A 21,178-nucleotide genomic window follows, 5' to 3' on the forward strand; every position below is an offset into this window, starting at 1 on the left:
TCGCGATCTATATCGACAGTACCACCCCCTTTTCATGCGATGCCCGACATCTCCGATTCATTATGCCAGTTTCTCAGGACCGAATACTATTTCGAGTTCACCAGTGCCTCCGTTTCTCGTGTGGGATCGGCGTCGATGTCGGCAAGCCTGACCCTCAGCCGCCGATAGATCCCGGCTGCCGCCTCCCGACGACCGGCATCCCGATACAGCTGAATAAGGAGTTGGTAGACCGGTTCGGCGTAGGGGTCCACGGTGATGGCCACCGTCAAGGCGTCCGCAGCGGCCTCGACATCGGTGGGCCGAAGCAGCTCGGCGATGCGGACCAGCGCGTGCAATGCCTGCTGTCGCAGGGATTCGCGGATCTCCTCAGCCCACAGAGAGCCCACGTCGACCAACGGGGCTCCGGCGCGGGCAAGTTCGACCACCAGTCGCAGAGCCCGTATCCGATCGGGATCCGTGGCGGCGGCACGGGCCTGCGTGATCGCCTCCGTCAGCTCCGCAGCGTCCACCGTGATCAGGTCGGGGTCCAGGGAGTAGCGGCCGTTGATACAGCGGAGGAACGGGGCGCTGCTGCGTCCGGTGGCCTGACGCAGGACGGAGCGAATGTTGCTGACCGCGGTGTGGATCTGCGCCCGACCGGTCTCAAAGCCGGTCTCGGACAACATGTCCTCGTGCAGGGTTTCCGCGGTCGCACCGGCGGGGTGGGTGGCCAGGTAGGCCAGGAGGTCCCGGCTGAGACTGCGCAGCCCGGTGATGATTTCCTTGCCCACCACGGTGATCCTCGGCGGGCCGAAGACCTGCAGCCACACCGGCGCGGGCCGGGTTCGCCTACCTGCGGTGTCGGACGAGGAAACCTCGGCGGGTGAGACAGGCAGAGCCGTGGTGGTGGTGTCGGTTCCGCCGCGGGCGGCGATGATCACGCCGAGCACCTCGGCGGCTTCGGTCTCGGCCAGCGTCTCCAGCCGGGCGCCCAGGACGGCGGTGGGGTGCTCGCCGCTGGTGGTGGTGACCAGGCCGTCGGCGGCGACCTCCAGACCACAGGGCCACTCCCCCAACACAATGCCGACTATTCCGAGGCCGCGGCCCATTTCCAGCACCGTGCGCAGGCGTGGGGTTGTCGCGGCCTCCGGGGTGGCCAGGACGAGCACGGTGGGCAGGGCTTCGCCCGGATCGGCTTGGCGGCGGTCCTGAGCGGCGGCCTGAGCGGGGAGGTCTGCGTCGAGTTCGGCTTCGGACAGCAGCCGGGTGCGGCGGGCAACTTCGGCTTCCAGCACGCCCAGTGCCGCGGATACCTCGTCGAAGCACCGCACACCGCCGGCGATGCCTTGGGCCAGCTCGCCTGGGGGCTGCGTTGGGGTGTCGGGCAGGCGCACGGCGCGGGAGGCGTTGGTGTCGGTGATGAGGAGTTCGGCGGGATGCAAGGTGTCGGCAGCCAGGATCGCGGCCACCGCGGCGCGTGCCGCAGCGGCGGCTCCGGCACCGGTCAGGCCGAGTCCAGCGGAGGCGGCCAGGTCGAGGGTGAGGCGCTGGCTGGTGGCGGTGTGGGCGGTGAGTACCGCTGGTGGTGGGGGCCAGTCGCGGCGCCGGGGTGGCAGCGGGCCGTGTTGGTGGGCGGCGCGCTCGAGGTGGCTGACGGTCGGCGGCAACGGCGGGGCGGGAGTCGGCGGTTCCAGGGTGGTGGTGAGTCGGCGGCGGTGTCGGCGACGCAGGCGCAGCGTCGTGGCCGTGATCGCCACGGAGATGGCCAGTCCGATCCCGATGATCGCCCCGGAAGGCAACCGCACCACCTCGCCCGCGGTGTTGTCCTGGGACGAGCTGATGTTCGTGCCGGGCGTGGACGCTGTGGCTGGGGTCGTTGGGGTGGTGGAGGGTTGGGCTGGGGTGGAGGTCGCGGGTGTTCCGGGTGTCGCCGGCGGTGGAGTGCTCGGCGGGGCCGAGGGTGCCGGTGTGCGGATCCGGAGTTGCCAGCCGGGGCGGAGCTGGTCCGGGTTGGTCCAGGCGCGGCCGTCGGGTTGGGGGCGGTCATGGTTGTCCTCCCACAGCTGCCACCAGCCGCCGTGGTGTCCGTATTCCCGTTGTGCGATCGTGGAAGCGGTCTCCCCGGCGGTGACCGTCACGGTCCGGGTCCCGGCTGGTGGCGTGTTCGGGGCTGGTGGTGGAAGCAGGAGTACGTCGCCGGGGTAGAGCGCGTCGGGGTTGGGGATGCGGTCGGCGTTGAGGCGGTGGATCTCGTTGTAGCGGCGGGGATCGCCGAGGTGGGTGTGGGCCAGGCTGGTCATGGTGTCGCCGGGCCGCACAGTGACCCGGGGACATTCCGGCCGCACCGCCGGGTCCACCATTCGGCGCCGCGCCAGACCTCCGTCCACAGTGGACACCTTGCTGCTGCGGACGGTCCCTCTGTCGGGATGTTCAGGATCGTGGAGGGCGGTGGCCACCGGGGTCGATCCGGTGGCGGGCAGAGCGAGCGCGGACTGGGGCAGCAGAGCAATCAGGATCGCGGCGACCAGCCCGGCGATCCACCGCCGCGGACCGACTCCCGAACGCACCACGTGGATGCCGCGGCGCAGTTGGTGGATGGTCTCGGCCAGGACCAGGCCGAGCATGGCCAGCCAGGTCACCCAGAGCACGGCCAGCAGCAGGCCCGGGATCAGGGTGCCGGCGCCCAGGGCGAAGCGGGCGGCGTGCCAGGTTCGTTCCAGCCAGATGTCGATCTCGGCCCAGCGGGGCCACGGGTCCGGGATGAGGTGGCGCGGGTCGGCACCGATCTCCAGCAGCCCGACCGGGAGCCCTACGACCATCGTGGCCACCAGCAGGACGGCGGCCATACCCCGGGCGAGATCGCCCGGACGGCGCGGTGGGCGGGTGCTGTTCACGGCCGAGCACCGTGGCCGGGCGGTGGAGTGGTGCCGATATCGAGTTGGGCGGTGGCGGTGCCGGTCACGGTGTGGTGGGTGCCGAACAGGCCGATGCGGGCCGGTGCAGTGCAGCGCACCTCAACGCGGACCGTCCGGTTGGAGGTGATCTCGACCGACCCAGGACAGCCGGAGCGGTTCAGGTAGCTGTGGGCGGTGGTGTGCGCGGTGGTGGTGTCCAGCTGGATGGGCGTACTGCGGGTGTCGACCGCGGTCAGCGCCGCCCGCGCGGCTTCCGCGGCGATCGCATCCGCCCGGGACAGCGCCCGCAACCGTGCCGTGCCGTCGACGAGGAGGGCGAAGACGAGCAGGAGGGCGGCGAGCAGGATCGCGGTCATCGCGCTGACCGCCCCCGCGTCGCCGAGCCGCCGGGCCGGGGGCGTCATGTTCGGCCCCGGAACTGGTCCAGGGGGCTGGTGAAGGAACTGTGGAGGACCCGGTTACCCGGCAGTCCCGGCAGCGCGAGGTCGGTCAGCTCGGCCACGCAGGTCACCGTCACGGACACCGTGGCCGGTTGGCCGGGCGGGATGGTGAAGCTGGAGGTATCCACGCTGACGGTGATGCTGCGGCAATGCAACTGCTGTTCTGTGAGCACCCGGCGCGCTGTCGCGGATGCCGTCTGGTGGGCCTGGATGGCGGTGCGGGCCAGGGACGCGGTGCGGGCCGCGGCGATGGCGGCGTCGGTGACCACGTTGTCGGCCAACATGATCCGCCCGGCGGCGATCATGACCGCGATCGTCACCAGCAGTACGGGGCCTGCGGCGGCGGCGAACTCCACGCTGACCGACCCGGCTTCATCACATAGGCGGGGACGGGGGCGGCGGGTCATCGGGGGCTCCCGGTGTCGCTGGGGGTGGTGAAGCGTTCCTTGGCGCCGGTGACGCTTCGTATGACACGTAACTCCAGTCCAGGCAAGGGAAGCAGGCGCGGCACGGTGGCCGAGACCTCCACACTCACCGTGCTCGTGGTGGCGGTGGCGTTGACCGCGGTGTTGCTGAGCAGGCCAGTGCCGGCGCGATCCAGGAAGGAGTGGGCAGCCTGCTGCCCCTCGGCGGGGGTGCCGGTGACGGTGCGGGCGCTCTGAAGACCGGCTTGAGCCGCGGCCTGGCACACGCTCCGGGCGTACCAGAGGATCCCGAGCTGAGTGGCCAGGGCGAAGAGCAGGAACAACATCGGCAGCAGCACGGCCAGTTGCACGGTCGCCGCGCCCCGATCATCCCACCGCGTTCGCCGCGCCAGGGTTTGTCCTGTGTGGATGGTGGTGGTCATGGTGTTCACCGGTCAGGGCAGTTGGTCGAGGTACTTCTGAACGACGACCTTGTAGGCGGCCCAGAGCAGGAGTGCGACGCCGACGCCCAGGGCGATGCCGATGGCGATCTCCACGGTCTCGACCCCGTCGTCACCGCCCCGGCGGGCCCGGCGCCGCCGGGACAGGGTGGTGCCGATCTGGTCGGGCACCACGGTGGCGAGCAGAAGCAGCAGGAGGAGCCGGGCGCGGAGATTCGGTTCTCCGGTGGGGGATCGGGGTGTGCGGGGCATGGCTGGTTACATCCTTTCGAGCAGGCGGGCGAACAGCGGGTAGCTGATGAGGATCATGAAGGCGATCAGCAGGCACGCCAGGGGGCCGACGAGGGTTTCCGAGCGCCGGTTGGCTTCTTCGCGGTCGGTGGCCAGGGCGGCTTGGCGTAGTGCGGCGGCCTTGGCGGTCAGGGTGGTGTAGATGGCCGCGCCGTCCGCGGCGGTGGCCGTGATGTCGGCCAGCTCGACCATTGCGGGTACCTGGAACCGTTGCCCCCACTCGGAAAGGGCGTCCCAGGCCGGCGTGCCGGTGTGCCGGGTGCGGGTGAGGGTGAGGATTTCCCGGATGCGGCTGAACACCAGGCCGTTGCCGAGTGTGGCGGCCTCGGTCAGAGCGGTGGTGGGCGCGGCGCCGGCGGCGCGTTCCTGCGCGACGAGTTCGAGGTAGGAGGCCAGGGTGCGCGCGAACTCCAGCCGCGTCGCGGCGGCGGCCCGGCGAACCCGGGTCGCAGGGATCAGCGACCCGGCAACGGCACCGACCACGGCTAGTACCAGGACGGCGAGCACGTCCGCGCCGAGCGCGCTGCCGATCAGGATGATGGTGGCGCAGACGAAAAGGCCCCATGCCAGGCGTGCGGCCACGTAGCCGATAACGGTGCGCTGCAACAATTCCAGCTCGACCACCGGCGCGCCCCACCACCGGCTGTTCGAGCCGGCCGCGCGCTCGGCCAGCCCCGCCAGCACCTGCACGGGCCGCCACCGCCGCCGACCACGAGGCATCCCGGCCGCATCGGCTGGGCTGTGGCGGTTCTGCACCTGGGTCATGGCCGCAACCAGGTCCAGCCGCGGTGCTGGTGCCACCGCGGCGATCAGCAACGACAGGGCCAGCCCGGCGCAGGCGCCCAGCGCCACGACCATCGCCGTGGAGTTCATGACCACCACCCCCGCGCGGTACTACTGGACGGCTGGGGGTGCAGCAGGAATCCTGGTTCCGGTCGGGGGCGGGTCAGCGCGGCCAGCCAGGTGCAGGCCAGGGCGATCAGGCCGAAGACCAGGGCCAGCCACAGCTGTCCGGTGAGGGTGTCGAAGGGGGCCAGGTAGTCCTCGGTGGCGGCCAGCAGACCGATGGTCATGGCGGTGATGATGGCCAGCAGGGCGCGGACGCTGGTGCGGATCTTGGCGCGGTCTGCCTCGACTTGGCGGCGTCCGGCCACGTCCTGGCGCAGGGAGCTGGCCAGTTCGTTGAGGATCGGGATCAGGCCGCGGCCGCCACTGCGGTGGCGCAGGATCAGGCAGGCCACCACGCGGTGAGCGGCGGCGTGGTCGAGTTGGCGGGCGAACTCCCACAACGCCGGGTCCAGCCCACCGACGCGGGTACTGGCGGCCAGGGCCTGGACCTGTTCGGCGATCGCGGCAGGGGCGGTGTGGGCGCTGGCGGTGATGGCGGCTTCCAGGCCGCCGGCGCCGGTGCCGAGCAGGTCAGCCAACCGGCGGGTCCATTCGGCCACCGCCTCCAGGGTGGTGATCATGCTGCGGTTGCCCGGTTGCGCTACCGCGCGCGGCACCAGCACGGCGCCGAGTCCGGCGGCCACGGCGGCGACCGGCCACCCGCTGGCCCACCCCACCACCCCGCCGACCACCAGGCCCAGCATCAGCGGCTGCAGCCAGCTCCACCGCCGCAGTCGGAGCGCCGCGGCGCTCCGACGGGGACCGGAACGGTCCCGCATCGGTGAGGTCCGGAGCCCGGCGACAGTGAGTCCGAGCGCGGCCGCCAAGGCCACGCCCAGCACTACCGACAGGGCGGTCATGGCAGGTCCCGGCGGAGTGGGGCGGGTTGCCAGTCTCCGTCGACCTGGTGGAGCAGGCCGGGGTCGAAGCCGTGCCGGATCAGCTCGGCCAGCAAGGTCGGGCTGGGCGGGAAGTCCGGGATCGCCCGGCTGTCGACTGGGCGGGGGCTGAAGATGCGGGTGAGGTCGGGGCGGCCGGTGTCGCCGATCGGGCCGATTTCGGCGATCTCGGTGACATAGCGCTGGCGGCAGGACCGGCCGGTGCGCGTGTCGTGGTGGTCAGTTTTGGCCAGCTGCACGATCAGGTGCACCGCCGAGGCGGTCCAGCGGTAGGCGGCCTCCACCGGCAACGGCGGTACCGCGAGTTGGCCGAGGGCGGCGATGCGGTCGGGGACCGCGGCGGCGGAGGCGGCGTGCAGGGTGGCCATGCCGCCGCCGACGGCGCCGTTGCCCAGCGCCCGCAGCAGGGAGGTGACCTCTCCGGCCCGGACTTCCCCGACCAGGACCCGGTGCGGTGAGTGGCGCAGGACTTGTTTGAGCAGGTCGTCCAGGTTGATCGTGCCGACGCCTTCGGCGTTGGCCTGCCGGGTCTCTAGGGGTGTCACCAGCGTGTGGGTGCCCAGCAGGTCCAGGCCCAGTTCCGCGTCATCTTCGACGGTGGCGAGGTGTTCGTGGGCGGGGATCTCGCGGGCCAGGGCGCGCAGGAAGGTGGTCTTGCCGGTGTAGGGGCCGCCGGTGACCAGGATGTTCTTGCCCGCCAATACGGCTGCGCGCAAGAACGCCACCAGGATGGTGTCGACCGTCCCGGCGCGGATCAGGTCGTCCAGGCCGGCCTCGTGCAGGCGGTGGCGGCGGATGGAGATCCGCGGCCGACCCGACACCCCCATCACCGCGGACAACCGAGCGCCCAGCACACCACCGACGGGCAGACGGAAACTGGTCATCGGGGTGGCGGAGCTGAACTCGCGGGCACTGCGACCCATGCGGGCGGCCAGATCGGTCACCATGGCGATGAGGGTGGCGTCGGAGTCAGCCACCGCATACTCCCACCGCTGGAGCGTGCCGTCGGCCAGATCCAGCCACACCTGGTCGTAGCCGTGGATGTGGATGTTCTCGACATCGTCCTGTTCCAGCAGCGGCAAGAGCGAGCCGAGCCCGGCCATCGAGGCCACCACCGCCTGGGCGAGTTCGCGCTCGAAGGCCATCGTCACCGGCGGCTGCCCGGCTTGGGCATTGCGCACGACCCAGGCGGTGATCTCCTCCTGCACCAGCGCCAGCACACGGGCATGCTCCGCAGCCGGATCTTGGTCACCGGTGTTGTCGTGGTCGGCTTCGGCTCGCCGCTCGGCGACGGCGAGGCGGAGTTGGCGCACCAGCTCGGGGTCTGGTCTCGTCCTCGGCGAGTCAGCTGGCGGGGTGTGGGGGTCGGTGGGGACGGCGTGGAGTCCGCCGCGCCGGGGCGGCCGGGCCGCTCCGGGTTGGTCCGCGGTCATCGGGAGGCCCCTTTCATGGTGGTCAGTGCCGCGGGTGCGGGGTGGGCGAGAAGTCCGGCGGTGTGCAGGCGCAGCGCGGTGCGCTGCGCCACCCGGGCGAACACGGTGCGCTCGATGCGCCGCCGGTCGGCGCCGTCGCTGAAGACCCGAGCCGTGATGGCGTCCTCGGGCATGCTCAGGCGCGCCGGAACGCCGAGCAGGCGCTGGACCTCGCGCACACCGCGCTGGCTGGTGCCACAGACCGCCAGGCCAAGCCGGTCGGCCGGGATGCGTTCGCGTAGCGCGGTCAGGGCGGGTTGGGCGGAGTGCAGGTGCCGGGGCACGGGGCGCACGGCGAGCAGGACCAAGTCGGCGGCCTTCAGCACCGGCCAGGGCACCGTGGTGTCGGTGATCCGCCCGCAGTCGGCCAGCACGTCCACCGCCCCGCCCGGATTCGTGGAGACCGCGGTGAACGCCTCGGCCAGCCGCTGCCAGCCGCCGTCGCCGAGCGCGGCGGCCTGGGCTGGGTCGGCGAGCCCGGCCAGCAGCCTGGCGCGTGGGGCGGGTGGCACGGTCTGGAGGTGGGCGGTGAGCAGGTCGGCGGTGATGGTGGTGGTGTGCCGGGTGGCGGTGGCGAAGGACAACACACCCAACTCGGTGTGCAGCCGTCCCGACAGCCACCACGGTGACAACCAGCCGGTGGCCAGGTCACCGCCGTGGGGGTCGCAGTCGGCGAGTACCAGCGGTACCGGCCAGGCGTAGGCGAGGGCGGCCGCGGTGGTGCTCGCGCCGGGCGCGGACTTGCCGGAGACGATCGCGATCACGGCCATCACGTGCCACACCTGCCTAGTTCCCGGGGCCGAGCAGGGTCAGGATCACCGGACCGGCCGCCGCCGCGGTCGCGGTGGTGAGCTGGTCGGCGGTGATCACGACGTCGACGGTGATCGCGCCCTGGGTATCGGGCTTGCCGAGTAGGAGCACCCGGGCGGTGAACCCCGTTCCCCGAATCGCACCCTCCGCGGTGGTCTGGTTGGAGGCGATCGGGGTCACCTGGACCCGCTCGCCGGGGCGCAGACCGCGGGCGGGCAGCTGGCCGGGTTTGACCGCCAGGCCGACAACGTGTTGTCCCGCAGCAGGAATCAAGTCTGCGGTCAGGTGCTCCGGGGCGAGCACGCTGCCCTGGGGCAACCCGGTGGCCGCGGTCTTGCCGAGCACGGCGGCGCGGTCCTCATCGCGGATCATGTGCGCGGCGGGATCCTCGACGATGCGGGCCGTGACCAGATCGGTCTCGGTGATCCGCTGTCCCCAGTCCACCTGGCGTGCCAGCACCAGCACCGTGACCCGGGCGTCGTGGGCGGAGATGAACAGGTAGTTGCCGTAGCCAGCTCCGGCGGCCAGCCCCAGCGCGGTGAGCAGCAACCACCAGCGCCGCCGACGCGGCAACCGCGCCGGATGGTCCGATCGTGCTGCCTGGGGTGCTGCGCTGTTCCGGGCGGCAGCGGGCGCACTGGGCAGTGGGGGTCTCATGGTGTTCACCCCTTTCCTGATAACGCGGAATTCGCCGCTTGGTCGCGCCGGAGGGCTTGGGCTTCCACAACGGCCAGGGTCAGCTCGGCGCGGGAGATCAGATCGGGCAGGCGGCCGCTGGCTGGAGCGGTGCCGGTGGAGCCGGTCCAGCTCACCGACCAGGTGATGGCGAACACCGCGCGGACCTGCTCGCCGGGTCGGCCGTGGGAGGACCGCAGGTAGACGAAGTCGCAGTCCGGCGACGGCGCGTGCAGCCCGGCCGCGCGGGTGTATGGAGTGCCGGGGCCTGTGCAGGTGCGGCCCTGGCCCATGCCGGAGTCGAAGGTCAGCTTCGCCGGGATCGCGGTGACCTGGGCCCAGACCGGGCCGGCCTGTACCCGCTCCACCTGCGGCCGCCACACTGTCGGCGCGGTCCACAGCCAGGTGTGCTCGCCGACCACGGTGGCCCGGCGCCCGTCGGCCAGCTGCACGTCCGGGGACACCCGCGGCGCTGGCAACGGCAATACCAGCTGCTCGAACGCCCGCTGGGCCAGCTCGGCCGGGCTGGGCAGGACCGGCACCGGCCCGGCTCCCGGGCCTGGGGCAGGACCGGTGACCCAACCGGTGGTCGCGCCGTTGCAGGTGCGGGTGTAGGCGGCCTTGCCGTCCCCGCCCAGCGAGCCCGTGTGCCATTCGCGGTACTTGTCGAACATCTCCGACGGGCTGTGCGCGGCAGGGGAGTAGGTGCAGGCCGGTGCCGCACCGCCGCGACCGGTGGAGGCACTCGCGCCGCGACCGGGGCGGCCCGGTTGGCCGGGTGCGGTGGCGCCGAGGTCGACCGACGGGGCCCTGATGTGGCCGAAGAGGTCACCGGGAACCACCACGATCTGGCCATCCCAGCTCGCCTCAGCACGCATCGGCGCGCTCACGGCGAAGGTGAGTATCGCGGCGAGGGCCACGGCACTGGCGGCGGCGCGTGTCACCGGCACGCACCTCCCCCGAAGACCACGTCAGAAACCCGCCACCGCCCGTCGGTGCCGCGCTGCATCGTGGCTGTGACCGGGTTCCTCGCCACGCCAACGGTTTTCGGCTTGCCGGTCTTCGCGTCGGCCTGACCGGCTTTGCTGCCGTCCTGGCAGTCCTGCACCGTCGCGCGATCTCCGGCGAGTTCGACGTTGGTGATGCGCGCGGTGGTGCTGCCGTACAGGACCACCGACTGCTCCCGCAGCAGACCCAGCCCTTGCACCGTCCTGCGCAACTGCGGGTCTGCCGCCACCGCGCTCATGCGGGTTTGCCACTCCGACTCGGGCTGCTTGTCGATCGCGGCTGCCACCTGCCAGAACTCCTGGTAGGCCGACCTGATCGAGGAGGACGGATCGGTCGAAGTGCTCGGTGGCGAGGCCGAGGAGGTCTGTGACGGTTTCGGCTGCGGTACGGCGGAGTTCTTCGGAGTGCAGGCGGAGACCAGTACCAGGCCGGGCACCAGCACGCAGGCGGCTGCCTTGTAGACCCGGTTGTGCGTGGTCATGGCCGACTCCGTTCCGATTGCCGCGGCATTCGCGCCACGGTCAGTGGGTGATCACCACGAGCAGCGCACCGGCAAGCAGCGGTGGCCCGGCGGGAAACCCGGCGCTGTGTCCCCACCGGGCGCGCCCGGTGGCCAGTAGGCCGACCGCGACCGCCCCGGTCAGCAGGAAGGACAGCGTCAGCCCGCGGACAACGTGCTCCCAGCCCAGGAACCCCAGGAAGAGGGCCAGGACGGGCAGCAACACCGCGTCGCCCCCGCCAAACCCCGCAGGCCAGAGCACGTGCACGGCGACGGTCACCAGCCCGACCACGGCCGCGGCGGCCAGGGCGCGCCACAGCCCGCCGAATGCGCCGAGTCGCGCCGAGGCCAAGGCGAGCAGCGCCACCCCGCCGAGCCCCAGCAAGGCGGTCAGCGGGTGCGGCAGTCGCCGGTGCTCCATGTCGATGGCCGCCAGGACCAGGCCGAACACCGCCAGCCAGCACCAGGCCGCTGTGGCCGGGTCGTCGGGTGAGCGCCAGCCCAACCAGGTGGTCAGCGCCAACCCCACCACGGACAGCCAGGCACCCCGAAGCCACAGTTCGCGCCGATCCCGCGCTCGGTCCATTCGGACCTGACAGGCGGCCCACAGGAGCCCCGTGCCCGCTCCGGCGAGCTGATAGGCGATGACCACCGACATGGTCTTCTCCTCCATGCGGCCAGTCCGGCTGCGGTTTCTCGGCATGTTTTCCGGTCGCGTGTGACTCTGATGCAACGGTGTTCATTCCGCACTCGCCTCCTGGTGTCGCAACTTTCAAGATCAGTTTTTGCTTCCGCTTCGCATCCCTGTCTATCGGATCACCCCCTACGGACCGCAAGGTACGTACGACCGGACACTTGTGTCCGTACCGGCCAAATACCCGATCGGGGGACGCCGGTCGAACAAAACACCTCGTACGGACAGAAGTGTCCGGCGCTACGCACCTTGCGGTCCGGTACCCCCGCACTGATATCAGAGGTAGAGAACAAAACAAGGAGGAGAGATCATGCCGTCAACTCGACCCAACTCGCCCATTCTTCTGGCAGTAATCGTCGCAGGCGTCATGGTCGCGGTGTCCGGGTGCGGCGCGATCAAACAACCGGCCGAAGACACCGCGATCCTGAACCGGAGCTTCTCGCCCAGCTCGCAGACATCCGCTGCAGCGCCGACCTCGACTTCGCCCGTCAAAGATTCAGATGCGGTTCGCGCCGCACTGGATGCGTACCGCGGCATGTGGCACCAGCTCACCATCGCCGCCGCGAGCAGCAACCACCAGGTCAACGGCCTGGCTAGCCATGCGACCGGTCAGGCGCTGACCACGCTGCGCGGCATGCTGTACAACGACTCGATCGCCGGCCTGGTCACCCTGGGACAGCCGACGTTATCACCGAAGGTGGCCGCGGTCCGGATTCCGGAAGTGCCCATCGAGGCCGACATCGTCGATTGCGTAGACACGACCACGTGGCGCAAGTACAAGGCGAGAGGCGGCGTTGCCGAGAACCGGCCCGCTGGGCGGCGGCATACCTCTGCGGTCGTGCGGAATACTGATGGCGAGTGGAAGGTGACCAAAGTGACGATCGACGACGTCAGTTCGTGCTGATCGAACCGATCCCATCACTACGCTTTGTGATTTTGCGACCAGTCATCGTACGATCTCAAGGCGACCAGCACGCCAGCTGCTTTGCTGGTCGCCCGGTAAGTCACCGTGCGCGGAAATCCGCCCGTCTCCTGTCGGGTGATGAGTCCTCCTTTCACCATGGCGTCCAAGGTTCGGTTGTACGCCTTGTCGTACAGAGCCCGGCCGGTCTTCATACCGCCCTGTTGGACCCGCGCACGCAAGCCTGTCCAGGTTTGTGGACCTTTGGCCAAGGCCACAAGCACTGGTACTGCCCAGTCCATGCGGGTAACTCGAAGCGCCTCCTGCGCTTCGCCCCAGTTGATCTCGTCGCCGGCCATCATTCTCCCCGTCCTGAGACCCGATACCACCGCTGCGCTGGCGATACCGGATCCCGCTTCCCCGAAAACAAGCTCGGCCCCTCCCTGCCGGGCCTGAGTTCACACGATCGCGAACTCACCTCCCGCCATGGGACCGAGGAACACCAGGCACTCACGGTCCTCGTCAGCTCCCTTCGCCTCCAGCAGCGCGCCGTCCGCGTGCCGGACCGCCGCTGCAAGAAGAGAGATAACGCGCCCGTCCCGCGTTGGTCGGAACGCGGCGGCCCCAACCGCAACTTTCACGGAAATTCGCACCGCAGAGTCCTCCGGCGGCGCGCCCCTGGTGACGACGCTCAGGTCGCGCACCAGCTGCCCGAGGCGGTGGGCGACCCGGATCGCCTCGTGCGCGTCCGCCACCAGGCACAACGCGAGGAACTCATCACCGCCGTACCGGGCGAGCACGTCCCGCGGTCCGATGGCGCCTCGAAGCACGTCGGCGACGGCGCCGAGCACCACGTCCCCCGCCGGGTGGCCATGGTGGTCGTTCACCGCCTTGAAGTCGTCGATGTCCAACATCAGTAGCACGAGCGCTTCCCCCTGCGCTGCGGCTTCGGCGACAAGCCGCGAAGCCGCGGTGTCCCAGCCCCACCGATCCGGCAACCTCGTCACGAAGTCGACGCCCGCGCTCCCAACCGCCTGACCGCAGGTCCGGCAACACGCTCCGACAGCCTGTTCCTCATCCACCGCGGCAGCCGACTGATCGTCGCTACGCCGTGGACGCGGTGCCGGTAACTCGGCGTGCCTGTCGCGGTCTTCGGCCGCAGCTCGGTCTCCGAGCGTGGCCGCTGTTCGCGTCGTACGCACCGCTGCCCCTCCCTGAAACTGTTCTGAGTAAATGATCTTCATTTCGGCGGGATTGTCGAGATTGGCAGCATAAGCACAGTCTGGAGACCTTGTACTCAAGTGGACCCGAATGGGGTATCGCCACCGACCGAGTACAAGCGTTTGATAGGAGGCCAGGTGAGCGACCGTCGGCCTGGGAGGTGACGTCGTGACCGAGCGTGGTCAGCCACAGTTTCCGGCTGTCCTGAATCAGCTGTGCGCCGAGACCGAGTCCGCCAACGGTCGGCAGCTGTCCAACGTCAGCCTGGCCGCGGCGATCGACGTGAGCCACAGCTACATCGCGCAGCTACGCAAAGGCCAGCGCGAGCCAACGCTTGGCACGGTCGAGTCGCTGGCAACGTTCTTCGAGGTCCACCCGGCCTACTTCGTGGGCGGTCGACGTGACCGCGCCCCCGAGAGCCTGCCCCAGGTCTCCTTCCGCGACAGGCTGAACACCCTGTTCGACTTGGCACGTCCCCCCGGCAAAGGCGAGATGACGCTGGACGCGGTGGTCGCCGCGGTTCGCGATCGGGGTAAGGACCGCGGCGACACGAACTGGACGATCTCGCCGAGCACGATCATCGATCTCCGCAACGGCAAGAACACCAACCCCCGGTTGCGGCACGTGGTCATGCTGGCCGAGGTCTTCTACCTCGAACCGACGTACTTCCTCGACGCGGAACTGGCCCAGCGGATCAACAGTGAACTGCGGTTCCACCGCACGATGACCGAACTCGGGGTGAGTGCGCTCGCCACGCGCGCTTCCGAACTCACCGAGGACGTGCGCAACGAGATCATGCGGACCTTGGTCAAGGCACTTAGGCCGGAAGCTGAGGACGCGATCGAGGAGATCCTGGCCCGGCCCTCGCGCACCGTGCAGGAGCCGGCCGAGGAGGAACGGTGAACCGCCAGCAGCTCAAGGAGCTACGCAGAGGGCTGGTCCAGGAGATGGACCTGGACCGCTCCGCCAACACGGCCGAAATCTGCCTCAAGCTGTGCGACGTCGTGGGCAAGCGGCTGCGCCAATCGATCCAGCTCAAGTTCGACAACCTCGAAGCTCGTGGGCTCAGCGGGTACTGGGCGCAACTGCCCAGCGGCGTCAACATCATCATGGTCACCACGGCCCGCAGCTGGACGCACCGGTTGTTCATCCTGCTGCACGAACTGGCCCACATGATCTGTGAGCACGAGCCCGTTCACCTCACTGCGGAGGAAGGCAGGCAGCTGGTCGGCACCAACCTCCCGCCGGGCCTGTTCAACATCGTCGCCAGGCGGACCGCGTTGACGCCCGGGAACGAGGAGGAGGCCGAAGCGGTCGCCGGAGTCCTCATGCGGGACGTCCTGGACTGGGCCGGCCAGCAACCGATCGAACCGTTCGAACCAACCGGCAGCGACGGTGCGACCCGGGTCTGGTACTCGCTGGGCTTCGCGGGGGAACGAGGCTGACATGATCTCCGGAATCTTCTACTTCCTTTGCGCCGCAGGCACTGTGGTGCTCGTGGTGCACAAGTTCCGCTCCTGGATCGCGGCGCCGCCCGAACAGCGTCCCGCGATCCTTCCGGTGTGCACCTCCGGAATTTTCGTCGCCGCCGGGTTCCTGGTCGCCGTGCCCATCGTGGGGGTGAACCTCAACTGGCTCACCGGGATTCCCAGCCTGTCGGTCATCGTCCTGGGCGTGACCACGATGGCGTGGGTTGCCTCCGGTCAGACGATGTTGTTGTACTGGCGGCATTCCCCGGATCGGGCCTGGCGGATCGCGCGCTGGATCATCGCGATCTACGGTGTGATCGCCGTGGCCCAGGTGACGCTGTTCATCCTCGGCGGCCCGCCGGCCGACCTGCACCTGGAGTTCCTGGTCGTCTATCCGGCCGCACCGTTCTTCGGCGAGCAGATGGCGCTGCACTTCCTCTCCTACACCGTGGGCATGGTCAGCCTGGCCTACATGTGCTGGAAGTGGTCGACCGAGCAGACCACGGTCGGCCGGGTGTGGTTGCGCCGCGGGCTGCGCTTCACTGCGGCAGGCTTCCTCGTCGCGGTCGGGTTCGGCGCGGTGACTTTCGTGTCGATCATCGCCACCTGGTTCGATCTCGACTGGAGTCTGCTGAGCACCAAGGTCGGGCCGACGTTGAACATCCTGTCTGCCCCGCTGGTGATCGTGGGCATGTCCATCCCGGTGTGGGGCCCCAAGCTGCCCGGCAGCCTGCAGCGGCTCGCCGGCTATCCCGCCGCCTACCGGGCCTACCGCCGGTTGCGCCCCCTGTGGCAGGCGCTCCTGCCGATCGACACCGCGATGGTCCACCCGTACCGATCGGTCGCCGACCGGTTCCAGTTCGACTTGCGGTTGCTCTGGCGGATGATCGAGATCAACGACTGGCTCCAGGTGCTCCAGCCCTACCGCGCCGCACCGGTCGCCGCCGCGATCAGCGAGCGACTCGACACCACTGGGCTCACCAGGACCCGGGTGCTGTCGTTGCAGGAGGCCGCGGAGATCCAGGCCGCCCTGGCCACCTACCGGCGAGGCAACCCCAGTGTCGACGCGTCAGCCCGGCCAGTACACGGAGCCACCGAACCCGCCCACCACGCGTTCGCCTCCGAACGCGCCTATCTGCTGAGCATCGCCTCGGTGTTCCACGACCGCCGTGTCCACGACGCACTCGCGGCCATCCCGGGCCTCACTGAGCCGGTACCCGCCAGCGTGGTCACATCGCCTTGATCTAGCGAAGGAACCACCATGCCGACACCTCGGACCCGACACGCCCTTGTGCTCGGCGGCGGCTTCGCCGGAACCCTCGCGGCGTACGTGCTCACCCAGGTCGCCGACACCGTCACGGTCGTCGACCGCGACCGCTTCACCGACGAGCCCACCCACCGCAAGGGCACCCCGCACGCACGCCACACCCACACCTTGGTCTCCGGCGGCGCCCGCGCCCTGGACGACCTCATGCCCGGAGTGATCGAGGAGCTGCTGGCCGCCGGCGCACAGAGAATCGGCCTGCCCGACCGATTCCTGGCCCTGACCCCCTACGGCTGGTTTCACCGCCGCCCCGGCACCCAGTTCATCATCGGCAGCAGCAGGCGCCTGCTCGAATGGACCATCCGGTCCCGCCTGCCCCGCGGCGACCAGCTCCGCTTCGTCGAAGCTACCGACGTCCTCGGCCTGACCGGGAACGCGACCGCGGTCACCGGCGCCCGGTGCAAAGACCGGGCCACCGGCGAGGTCATCGAGCTGTCCGCGGACTTCGTGGTCGACACCACCGGCCGCAGCTCTCAGGCCGTGGACTGGCTGACCGAACTCGGCCTGCCCGCAGTGCGCCAGGTGATCGTGGACCCCGGCATCTTCTACACCACCAGGCTCTTCCGCGCCCCCGCCGGCGCCGAGCACGACTTCCCCGCGGTGAACATCCAGGCCAACCCGGTGATCACCACCAGATCCCGCCGCTCCGGCGTCCTCGTCCCGATCGAGGACGGACAGTGGACCGTCACCCTGTCCGGCGCCACCGGCTCCCAGCCCACCCTGGACGAGGAGGGCCAGCACGCCTTCGCCGCCGGCCTGCCGGACCCCACCCTCGCCAAGCTGATCGCCGCGGCCGAACCACTCGGTCCTGCCTTCGGGTTCCGCGCCCACGCCAACCGGCGCTTCTACTTCGAGCGGCTGCCTCAGTGGCCGCGCAACCTGGCGGTCATGGGCGACGCCTACGCGACCTTCAACCCGGTGTACGGCCACGGGCTGACCGTGGCCGCCCGCGCCGCCATCGCACTCCGGGACGGACTCGCCCAGCACGGTGCGGGCGGCACCCAGCAGATCCAGCGGTCGATCGCCGCCGCGGCCGACGACGCCTGGACCATGGCCACCACCCAGGATGTCCGCTACCCCCAGACCGACTGCCCACGTCCCGGCCGCGCAGCCCGGATGCAGTACGCGTTCCAGGACTGGCTGGGCCGGAAAGCGATGAACAACGCCACGATCGCCGAGGCACAGATCGACGTGTTCACCCTGGCCGCGCCGGCGACCCACATGCTGCGACCGAGCATCCTGCTCCACGCGCTGCGGACGCCGCACAAGCCCGGCCTGAACTCCCCGCCGTTCACCGAGGAGGAACTCCGCGTCCTGGAACCGGCGGCGAGATGACCGATCAGCCTGACATCTAGGTTGTCCATATGTCGCTGCCAGACCTGCGCCTGCCGTCTCCACTCGTCGAACTGCACGACGAGCGCGCCCAGCGTCGCGGTGTTGAGCTGTACCTCAAGCGGGACGACCTCATCCACCCCGAACTCCGCGGCAACAAGTGGCGCAAGCTCCAGCACAACATCACCGCAGCCAAGGAACAGGGATTCAAACGGCTGCTCACCTTCGGCGGCGCCTTCTCCAACCACGTCTCCGCGACCGCCGCCGCGGGCAGCCACTTCGGCTTCGAGACCATCGGTGTGATCCGCGGCGAGGAACACCTGCCGCTCAACGACACCCTCGCCCAGGCCGGCGGCCACGGTATGACCCTGACCTACCTCGACCGCCAGACCTACCGCAACAAGACCGACCCCGTAGTGCTCCAACGCCTGCACGAGGAGCTCGGCGACTTCTACCTGGTGCCGGAGGGCGGCAGCAACGCCTTGGCGCTGAAGGGCTGCGCCGAACTGCCGGCCGAGATCACCATCCCGTTCAACGTCATCTGCTGCGCGGTCGGCACCGGCGGCACCCTGGCCGGCATCGCCCACGGCCTGCAGCAGGGGCAGCGCGCTCTCGGCTTCGCGGCGCTCAAGGGCGGTGACTTCCTCAACTCCGACGTGGACCAGCTTCAACACGACGCCTTCGGCTCGACCAGCGGCAACTGGCTGATCGAGACCGAGTTCCACTTCGGCGGCTTCGCCAAGCGCAAGCCGGAGCTGGCTGACTTCATCGCCGATTTCCAGGCGCGCCACGGCATCCAGCTCGACTGGGTGTATGTCGCGAAGATGCTCTACGGCGTCTTCACCCTGATCGACCGCGGCCGGTTCGCGCCCGGAACCCGGGTCGTTGCGGTCATTACCGGATGACGGCTACGCCTTGCGCTCGTAGATTCGTTGTGCCGCCTTGGAAACGTCGTCCTGGCACCAGTCCAGTTCCCACTGGCCGCTGTTGATGGTGAAGTCCCTGCCAAATCCCAGCCACATACCTCGCATCCGGCGCCGGGGCTGATCCACCACCATCTGGAGCGTGCCGTGGTAGACCACCCCGCGGTAGTACCCCGTCAACGAAGTTCGCTCTCGCCAGGTGCCCGTCGCCACCGCGGCGTCGACATTGAGTTCGATGCGAAGCTCCGATCCGGCGGAGTGCGGCAGGCTCTGCGCCACCAGCCGCGCACCGTGCTGCCGCAACACCACGTAGTGCTCGCCCACGAAGTCGGAACCGCGGCCGGTGCTCGGGTAGATGTAGCGGCTGTGCCAGATGCCGGTCAGCGGCTGGATGTTCGTCGGTACGGACTCGGCTGGCTGCGCCTCTGCTGACGCTGTGTCGGCCAGGGCCGAGCCAGACGCAGCCAGGCTCAGGCCGGCGCTCACCTTCAGCAACAGGTTCCGACGGCTGATCGTCGGTCCGTCACCAGCGTGCACCCAGCTCGTCACCATCTCCGCGAGCTGCTGGACGCTGCTGGTCTCCACCCTCTCCACCAAGGCCATCACCCCGGCGGGCTGGGCGACCTCATGACTGGCGACCATCAGGTCCTGGCTGCTGCGGAAGACCGAGTCGGCCTGGCGGAAGTCGGCGCAGTCGATCACCAGGTCCGCGAGGCGGCACTGGTACAACTTGGCCAGCTTGCCGAGCACGTCGAGCGACGGCGCATGGCCTGTGGGCGCGGGCCACTGCTCCCAGTACGAGAAGTTCTTGTCCGACTTGGGATCGTCCGGCCAGCGGTCGTTCCACTCGTTGGCGGCCTGCCGTTGGCTCCAGCCGTGCACGAGTCGCAGTGCGACCCGCATGTTGACTTCGTACCGCTCGCGGAACAGCTCGGCGATCTCCACCCAGGTCTTGTGCAACGCCCGCTGTTCGGCGGACAGTTGGCGTTGCGCCTGGCGCACACTGCGGACCGGCTCGCCCATCGTGGCCTCCCTTCGGTCTACCGGGAACCCGGACGGTAGCGGCAGACACCACACCCGCAGTTTCTCCCCGTTCAACCGGGAACAATTGTTCCACAAGATCACGGTTTTGTCGGGTTCATCGCGGGTCCAACCTGGGGTTTTCTTGAACCAGGCCCCGCTCCACCGGATCGCTGAACCTACGAGCCCAACAGGCATGACCGCCCTCGCAGGTGGTCGCTCCCTGACCGAGCAGGCGCCGCCCAGAGACCACTTGTCCATGGTGGACAGACACGGCCGGGAGGTGTGCGATGACCAACGCGAATCCCTTGCCCGCCAACGTGCAGCACCAGCTCGACGGCCCACTGTTTCAGTCGGAAGTCCCCTCTCCAGTTCGCGGTGGACACTTGGACCGCGGTGACGAGACCGTTTTCGGCCTCGAAACCTGGTTCTTCGTTCAGGTGTTGTACAGCTCGGATCCTGGCACACGGATGGACGTGCATCTGGTCCGCCGCAGGAGGACACCGGAACACGACCCGCACCCGAGGCAGTTCCCGTTGCTGTGCAAGGGAACACACAGCCAGGCGTGCCAGCTCCATGAGGTCCAGATCCAGCCGAACTTCCGCGGACGACCCTGCTTGGACTGCCTCCGGGTCGCGGTGCCCGGAAACACTGACCCTGACCTTGTCGACTTCTACGGCCCGATCCTGCAAACACAGGGATGGCGATGGGGAGTTCAGCTCTCGGGCGCCGTCGAGCCCTCGCTCACGCTCATACGCGAGCCCTGGCTCACCTCGCTGACGTTGCCGAGCGTCGGAGCGTCCATCGTGGTGCGCCTGCCGAACTCCTGGAACGCCGAGCACCCTCGCGACCTCGGACCAGAACGTTTCCGTTTCCTGGTACCGATCGGTACTGCGGTCGAGTGGGCGGCCACGGCCGACCTGAACGACACCACCGCCCTGGAAGCAGCCGCCGCAGGGGGTCGGGGATGAGAAGCCATCAAGCCCAAGGACGCCAAGGTATCCGGCTACCGCCTCCGGATCGTCGCGGGCCGTTGTCCTACGTGCTGGCCTGCATCGGCGACTGGATCGACCTGCTGTTGGTCGCGGCACTCGTGACCGCCGACGGCCCCACCATCCTGGCATCCTCCGCGGTCGGCGACCTGCTCGGCGCCCTTCTGCTCGGAGCGCTCGGCGCAGTGTGGCTGCTCGCGGTGTTCGAGCTGCTGCGCCGTTGTCCTGTCAGGGGGTACCGGGATTCGCCCCGGAGCGATGCTTTCGTCCTGGCCATGATCGCGACCGGCTTCGGCTCCACCGTTGGAGTCCTTTGTGGACTTCCGGGAGGTTCAGCATGAGTTTGCGAGCACGACATTCCCGAGCATTGGCGACCTGCCTGAGCGAGAGCGCAGGCACCCCCGTCATCGCACGGTTCGACAAGCACCTCGGATGCTACGTGCTGTGCTGGCAGGCCGGCCCCGCAGTCCAGACGATGAGCTTGCTGGTCAGGGAGCGCATCGGGCGGTTCACCGCCCTCCGTCTCGACCACTTGCGCTACGTGCGAACGGTCGGTGCCAC

The 21,178-nt window shown here is 69.4% G+C and carries 24 protein-coding genes; 8 read left to right on the plus strand and 16 right to left on the minus strand.

Features of this window, described 5'->3' with window-relative positions; genetic code table 11:
- Positions 1–86: 86 nt before the first annotated feature.
- From MZC64_RS38155 to MZC64_RS38215, 13 genes are read right to left on the minus strand one after another with little or no spacing between them, the layout of a single operon-like run.
- On the minus strand, positions 87–2,873 hold the full coding sequence (locus MZC64_RS38155) for a BTAD domain-containing putative transcriptional regulator (protein WP_247764549.1): 2,787 nt from the start codon (positions 2,871–2,873) through the stop codon (positions 87–89).
- Positions 2,870–3,298 carry a hypothetical protein gene (locus MZC64_RS38160; RefSeq protein ID WP_247764550.1) on the minus strand — a complete coding sequence of 143 codons (429 nt, stop codon included), beginning with the start codon at positions 3,296–3,298 and terminating at the stop codon, positions 2,870–2,872. The genes MZC64_RS38155 and MZC64_RS38160 overlap by 4 nt, the downstream gene beginning before the upstream one ends.
- Positions 3,295–3,741 (minus strand): TadE/TadG family type IV pilus assembly protein, encoded by a 447-nt coding sequence (locus MZC64_RS38165; RefSeq protein WP_247764551.1) that lies wholly within the window; start codon positions 3,739–3,741, stop codon positions 3,295–3,297. The genes MZC64_RS38160 and MZC64_RS38165 overlap by 4 nt, the downstream gene beginning before the upstream one ends.
- Positions 3,738–4,181 carry a TadE/TadG family type IV pilus assembly protein gene (locus tag MZC64_RS38170; protein ID WP_247764552.1) on the minus strand — a complete coding sequence of 148 codons (444 nt, stop codon included), beginning with the start codon at positions 4,179–4,181 and terminating at the stop codon, positions 3,738–3,740. Before MZC64_RS38170 ends, MZC64_RS38165 begins: the two co-directional genes overlap by 4 nt.
- A 12-nt stretch (positions 4,182–4,193) precedes the next feature.
- Entirely contained in the window at positions 4,194–4,451 is a 258-nt protein-coding gene (locus MZC64_RS38175; RefSeq protein ID WP_247764553.1) for a hypothetical protein, read from the minus strand.
- Positions 4,452–4,457: 6 nt separating this feature from the next.
- The gene (locus tag MZC64_RS38180) at positions 4,458–5,363 is read right to left on the minus strand and encodes a pilus assembly protein TadB (RefSeq protein WP_247764554.1); all 906 of its coding nucleotides are present in this window, start codon (positions 5,361–5,363) and stop codon (positions 4,458–4,460) included.
- A complete protein-coding gene (locus tag MZC64_RS38185; RefSeq protein WP_247764555.1) occupies positions 5,360–6,238 on the minus strand; it encodes a type II secretion system F family protein in 879 nt (292 codons plus the stop codon). Before MZC64_RS38185 ends, MZC64_RS38180 begins: the two co-directional genes overlap by 4 nt.
- Positions 6,235–7,710: a CpaF family protein gene (locus MZC64_RS38190; protein ID WP_247764556.1), complete on the minus strand. Its 1,476-nt coding sequence runs from the start codon at positions 7,708–7,710 to the stop codon at positions 6,235–6,237. Before MZC64_RS38190 ends, MZC64_RS38185 begins: the two co-directional genes overlap by 4 nt.
- Positions 7,707–8,519 carry a hypothetical protein gene (locus tag MZC64_RS38195; protein WP_374205847.1) on the minus strand — a complete coding sequence of 271 codons (813 nt, stop codon included), beginning with the start codon at positions 8,517–8,519 and terminating at the stop codon, positions 7,707–7,709. Before MZC64_RS38195 ends, MZC64_RS38190 begins: the two co-directional genes overlap by 4 nt.
- A 16-nt stretch (positions 8,520–8,535) precedes the next feature.
- Positions 8,536–9,216 carry an SAF domain-containing protein gene (locus MZC64_RS38200; RefSeq protein WP_247764558.1) on the minus strand — a complete coding sequence of 227 codons (681 nt, stop codon included), beginning with the start codon at positions 9,214–9,216 and terminating at the stop codon, positions 8,536–8,538.
- Between the two features lie 5 nt (positions 9,217–9,221).
- On the minus strand, positions 9,222–10,178 hold the full coding sequence (locus tag MZC64_RS38205; protein WP_247764559.1) for a hypothetical protein: 957 nt from the start codon (positions 10,176–10,178) through the stop codon (positions 9,222–9,224).
- The gene (locus tag MZC64_RS38210) at positions 10,175–10,723 is read right to left on the minus strand and encodes a hypothetical protein (protein WP_247764560.1); all 549 of its coding nucleotides are present in this window, start codon (positions 10,721–10,723) and stop codon (positions 10,175–10,177) included. Before MZC64_RS38210 ends, MZC64_RS38205 begins: the two co-directional genes overlap by 4 nt.
- A gap of 40 nt (positions 10,724–10,763) precedes the next feature.
- The gene (locus tag MZC64_RS38215; RefSeq protein WP_247764561.1) at positions 10,764–11,414 is read right to left on the minus strand and encodes a prepilin peptidase; all 651 of its coding nucleotides are present in this window, start codon (positions 11,412–11,414) and stop codon (positions 10,764–10,766) included.
- A gap of 331 nt (positions 11,415–11,745) precedes the next feature.
- On the opposite strand from MZC64_RS38215, the gene MZC64_RS38220 reads away from it, so the two are divergent.
- Complete coding sequence (locus MZC64_RS38220) at positions 11,746–12,339, plus strand: hypothetical protein (protein ID WP_247764562.1); 594 nt, start codon at positions 11,746–11,748, stop codon at positions 12,337–12,339.
- 17 nt (positions 12,340–12,356) lie between these two features.
- Here MZC64_RS38220 and MZC64_RS38225 read toward each other — a convergent pair whose 3' ends face one another.
- Positions 12,357–12,695, minus strand: a complete 339-nt coding sequence (locus MZC64_RS38225) for a helix-turn-helix domain-containing protein (protein ID WP_247764563.1) — start codon at positions 12,693–12,695, stop codon at positions 12,357–12,359.
- A 99-nt stretch (positions 12,696–12,794) separates the two neighbouring features.
- On the minus strand, positions 12,795–13,418 hold the full coding sequence (locus tag MZC64_RS38230) for a GGDEF domain-containing protein (protein ID WP_247764564.1): 624 nt from the start codon (positions 13,416–13,418) through the stop codon (positions 12,795–12,797).
- A 307-nt stretch (positions 13,419–13,725) separates the two neighbouring features.
- Between MZC64_RS38230 and MZC64_RS38235 the strand changes: the two genes are divergently transcribed.
- The 5 genes from MZC64_RS38235 to MZC64_RS38255 are packed head-to-tail and all read left to right on the plus strand — an operon-like array spanning position 13,726 to position 18,587.
- Complete coding sequence (locus tag MZC64_RS38235; RefSeq protein WP_247764565.1) at positions 13,726–14,460, plus strand: helix-turn-helix transcriptional regulator; 735 nt, start codon at positions 13,726–13,728, stop codon at positions 14,458–14,460.
- Complete coding sequence (locus MZC64_RS38240) at positions 14,457–15,002, plus strand: hypothetical protein (RefSeq protein WP_247764566.1); 546 nt, start codon at positions 14,457–14,459, stop codon at positions 15,000–15,002. The genes MZC64_RS38235 and MZC64_RS38240 overlap by 4 nt, the downstream gene beginning before the upstream one ends.
- Before the next feature lies 1 nt (position 15,003).
- On the plus strand, positions 15,004–16,269 hold the full coding sequence (locus tag MZC64_RS38245) for an MAB_1171c family putative transporter (RefSeq protein WP_247764567.1): 1,266 nt from the start codon (positions 15,004–15,006) through the stop codon (positions 16,267–16,269).
- 18 nt (positions 16,270–16,287) lie between these two features.
- Complete coding sequence (locus MZC64_RS38250; protein WP_247764568.1) at positions 16,288–17,685, plus strand: NAD(P)/FAD-dependent oxidoreductase; 1,398 nt, start codon at positions 16,288–16,290, stop codon at positions 17,683–17,685.
- A 29-nt stretch (positions 17,686–17,714) separates the two neighbouring features.
- The gene (locus MZC64_RS38255) at positions 17,715–18,587 is read left to right on the plus strand and encodes a 1-aminocyclopropane-1-carboxylate deaminase/D-cysteine desulfhydrase (RefSeq protein ID WP_247764569.1); all 873 of its coding nucleotides are present in this window, start codon (positions 17,715–17,717) and stop codon (positions 18,585–18,587) included.
- A 3-nt stretch (positions 18,588–18,590) separates the two neighbouring features.
- Here MZC64_RS38255 and MZC64_RS38260 read toward each other — a convergent pair whose 3' ends face one another.
- The gene (locus MZC64_RS38260) at positions 18,591–19,550 is read right to left on the minus strand and encodes a hypothetical protein (RefSeq protein ID WP_247764570.1); all 960 of its coding nucleotides are present in this window, start codon (positions 19,548–19,550) and stop codon (positions 18,591–18,593) included.
- Between the two features lie 365 nt (positions 19,551–19,915).
- Between MZC64_RS38260 and MZC64_RS38265 the strand changes: the two genes are divergently transcribed.
- Positions 19,916–20,596, plus strand: coding sequence for a hypothetical protein (locus tag MZC64_RS38265; RefSeq protein WP_247764571.1), 681 nt, complete (start codon positions 19,916–19,918; stop codon positions 20,594–20,596).
- A 62-nt stretch (positions 20,597–20,658) separates the two neighbouring features.
- Positions 20,659–20,958 carry a hypothetical protein gene (locus tag MZC64_RS38270; protein WP_247764572.1) on the plus strand — a complete coding sequence of 100 codons (300 nt, stop codon included), beginning with the start codon at positions 20,659–20,661 and terminating at the stop codon, positions 20,956–20,958.
- Positions 20,959–21,178: the final 220 nt, after the last annotated feature.

This window comes from Crossiella sp. S99.2 (assembly GCF_023094165.1).
Lineage (GTDB): Bacteria > Actinomycetota > Actinomycetes > Mycobacteriales > Pseudonocardiaceae > Crossiella.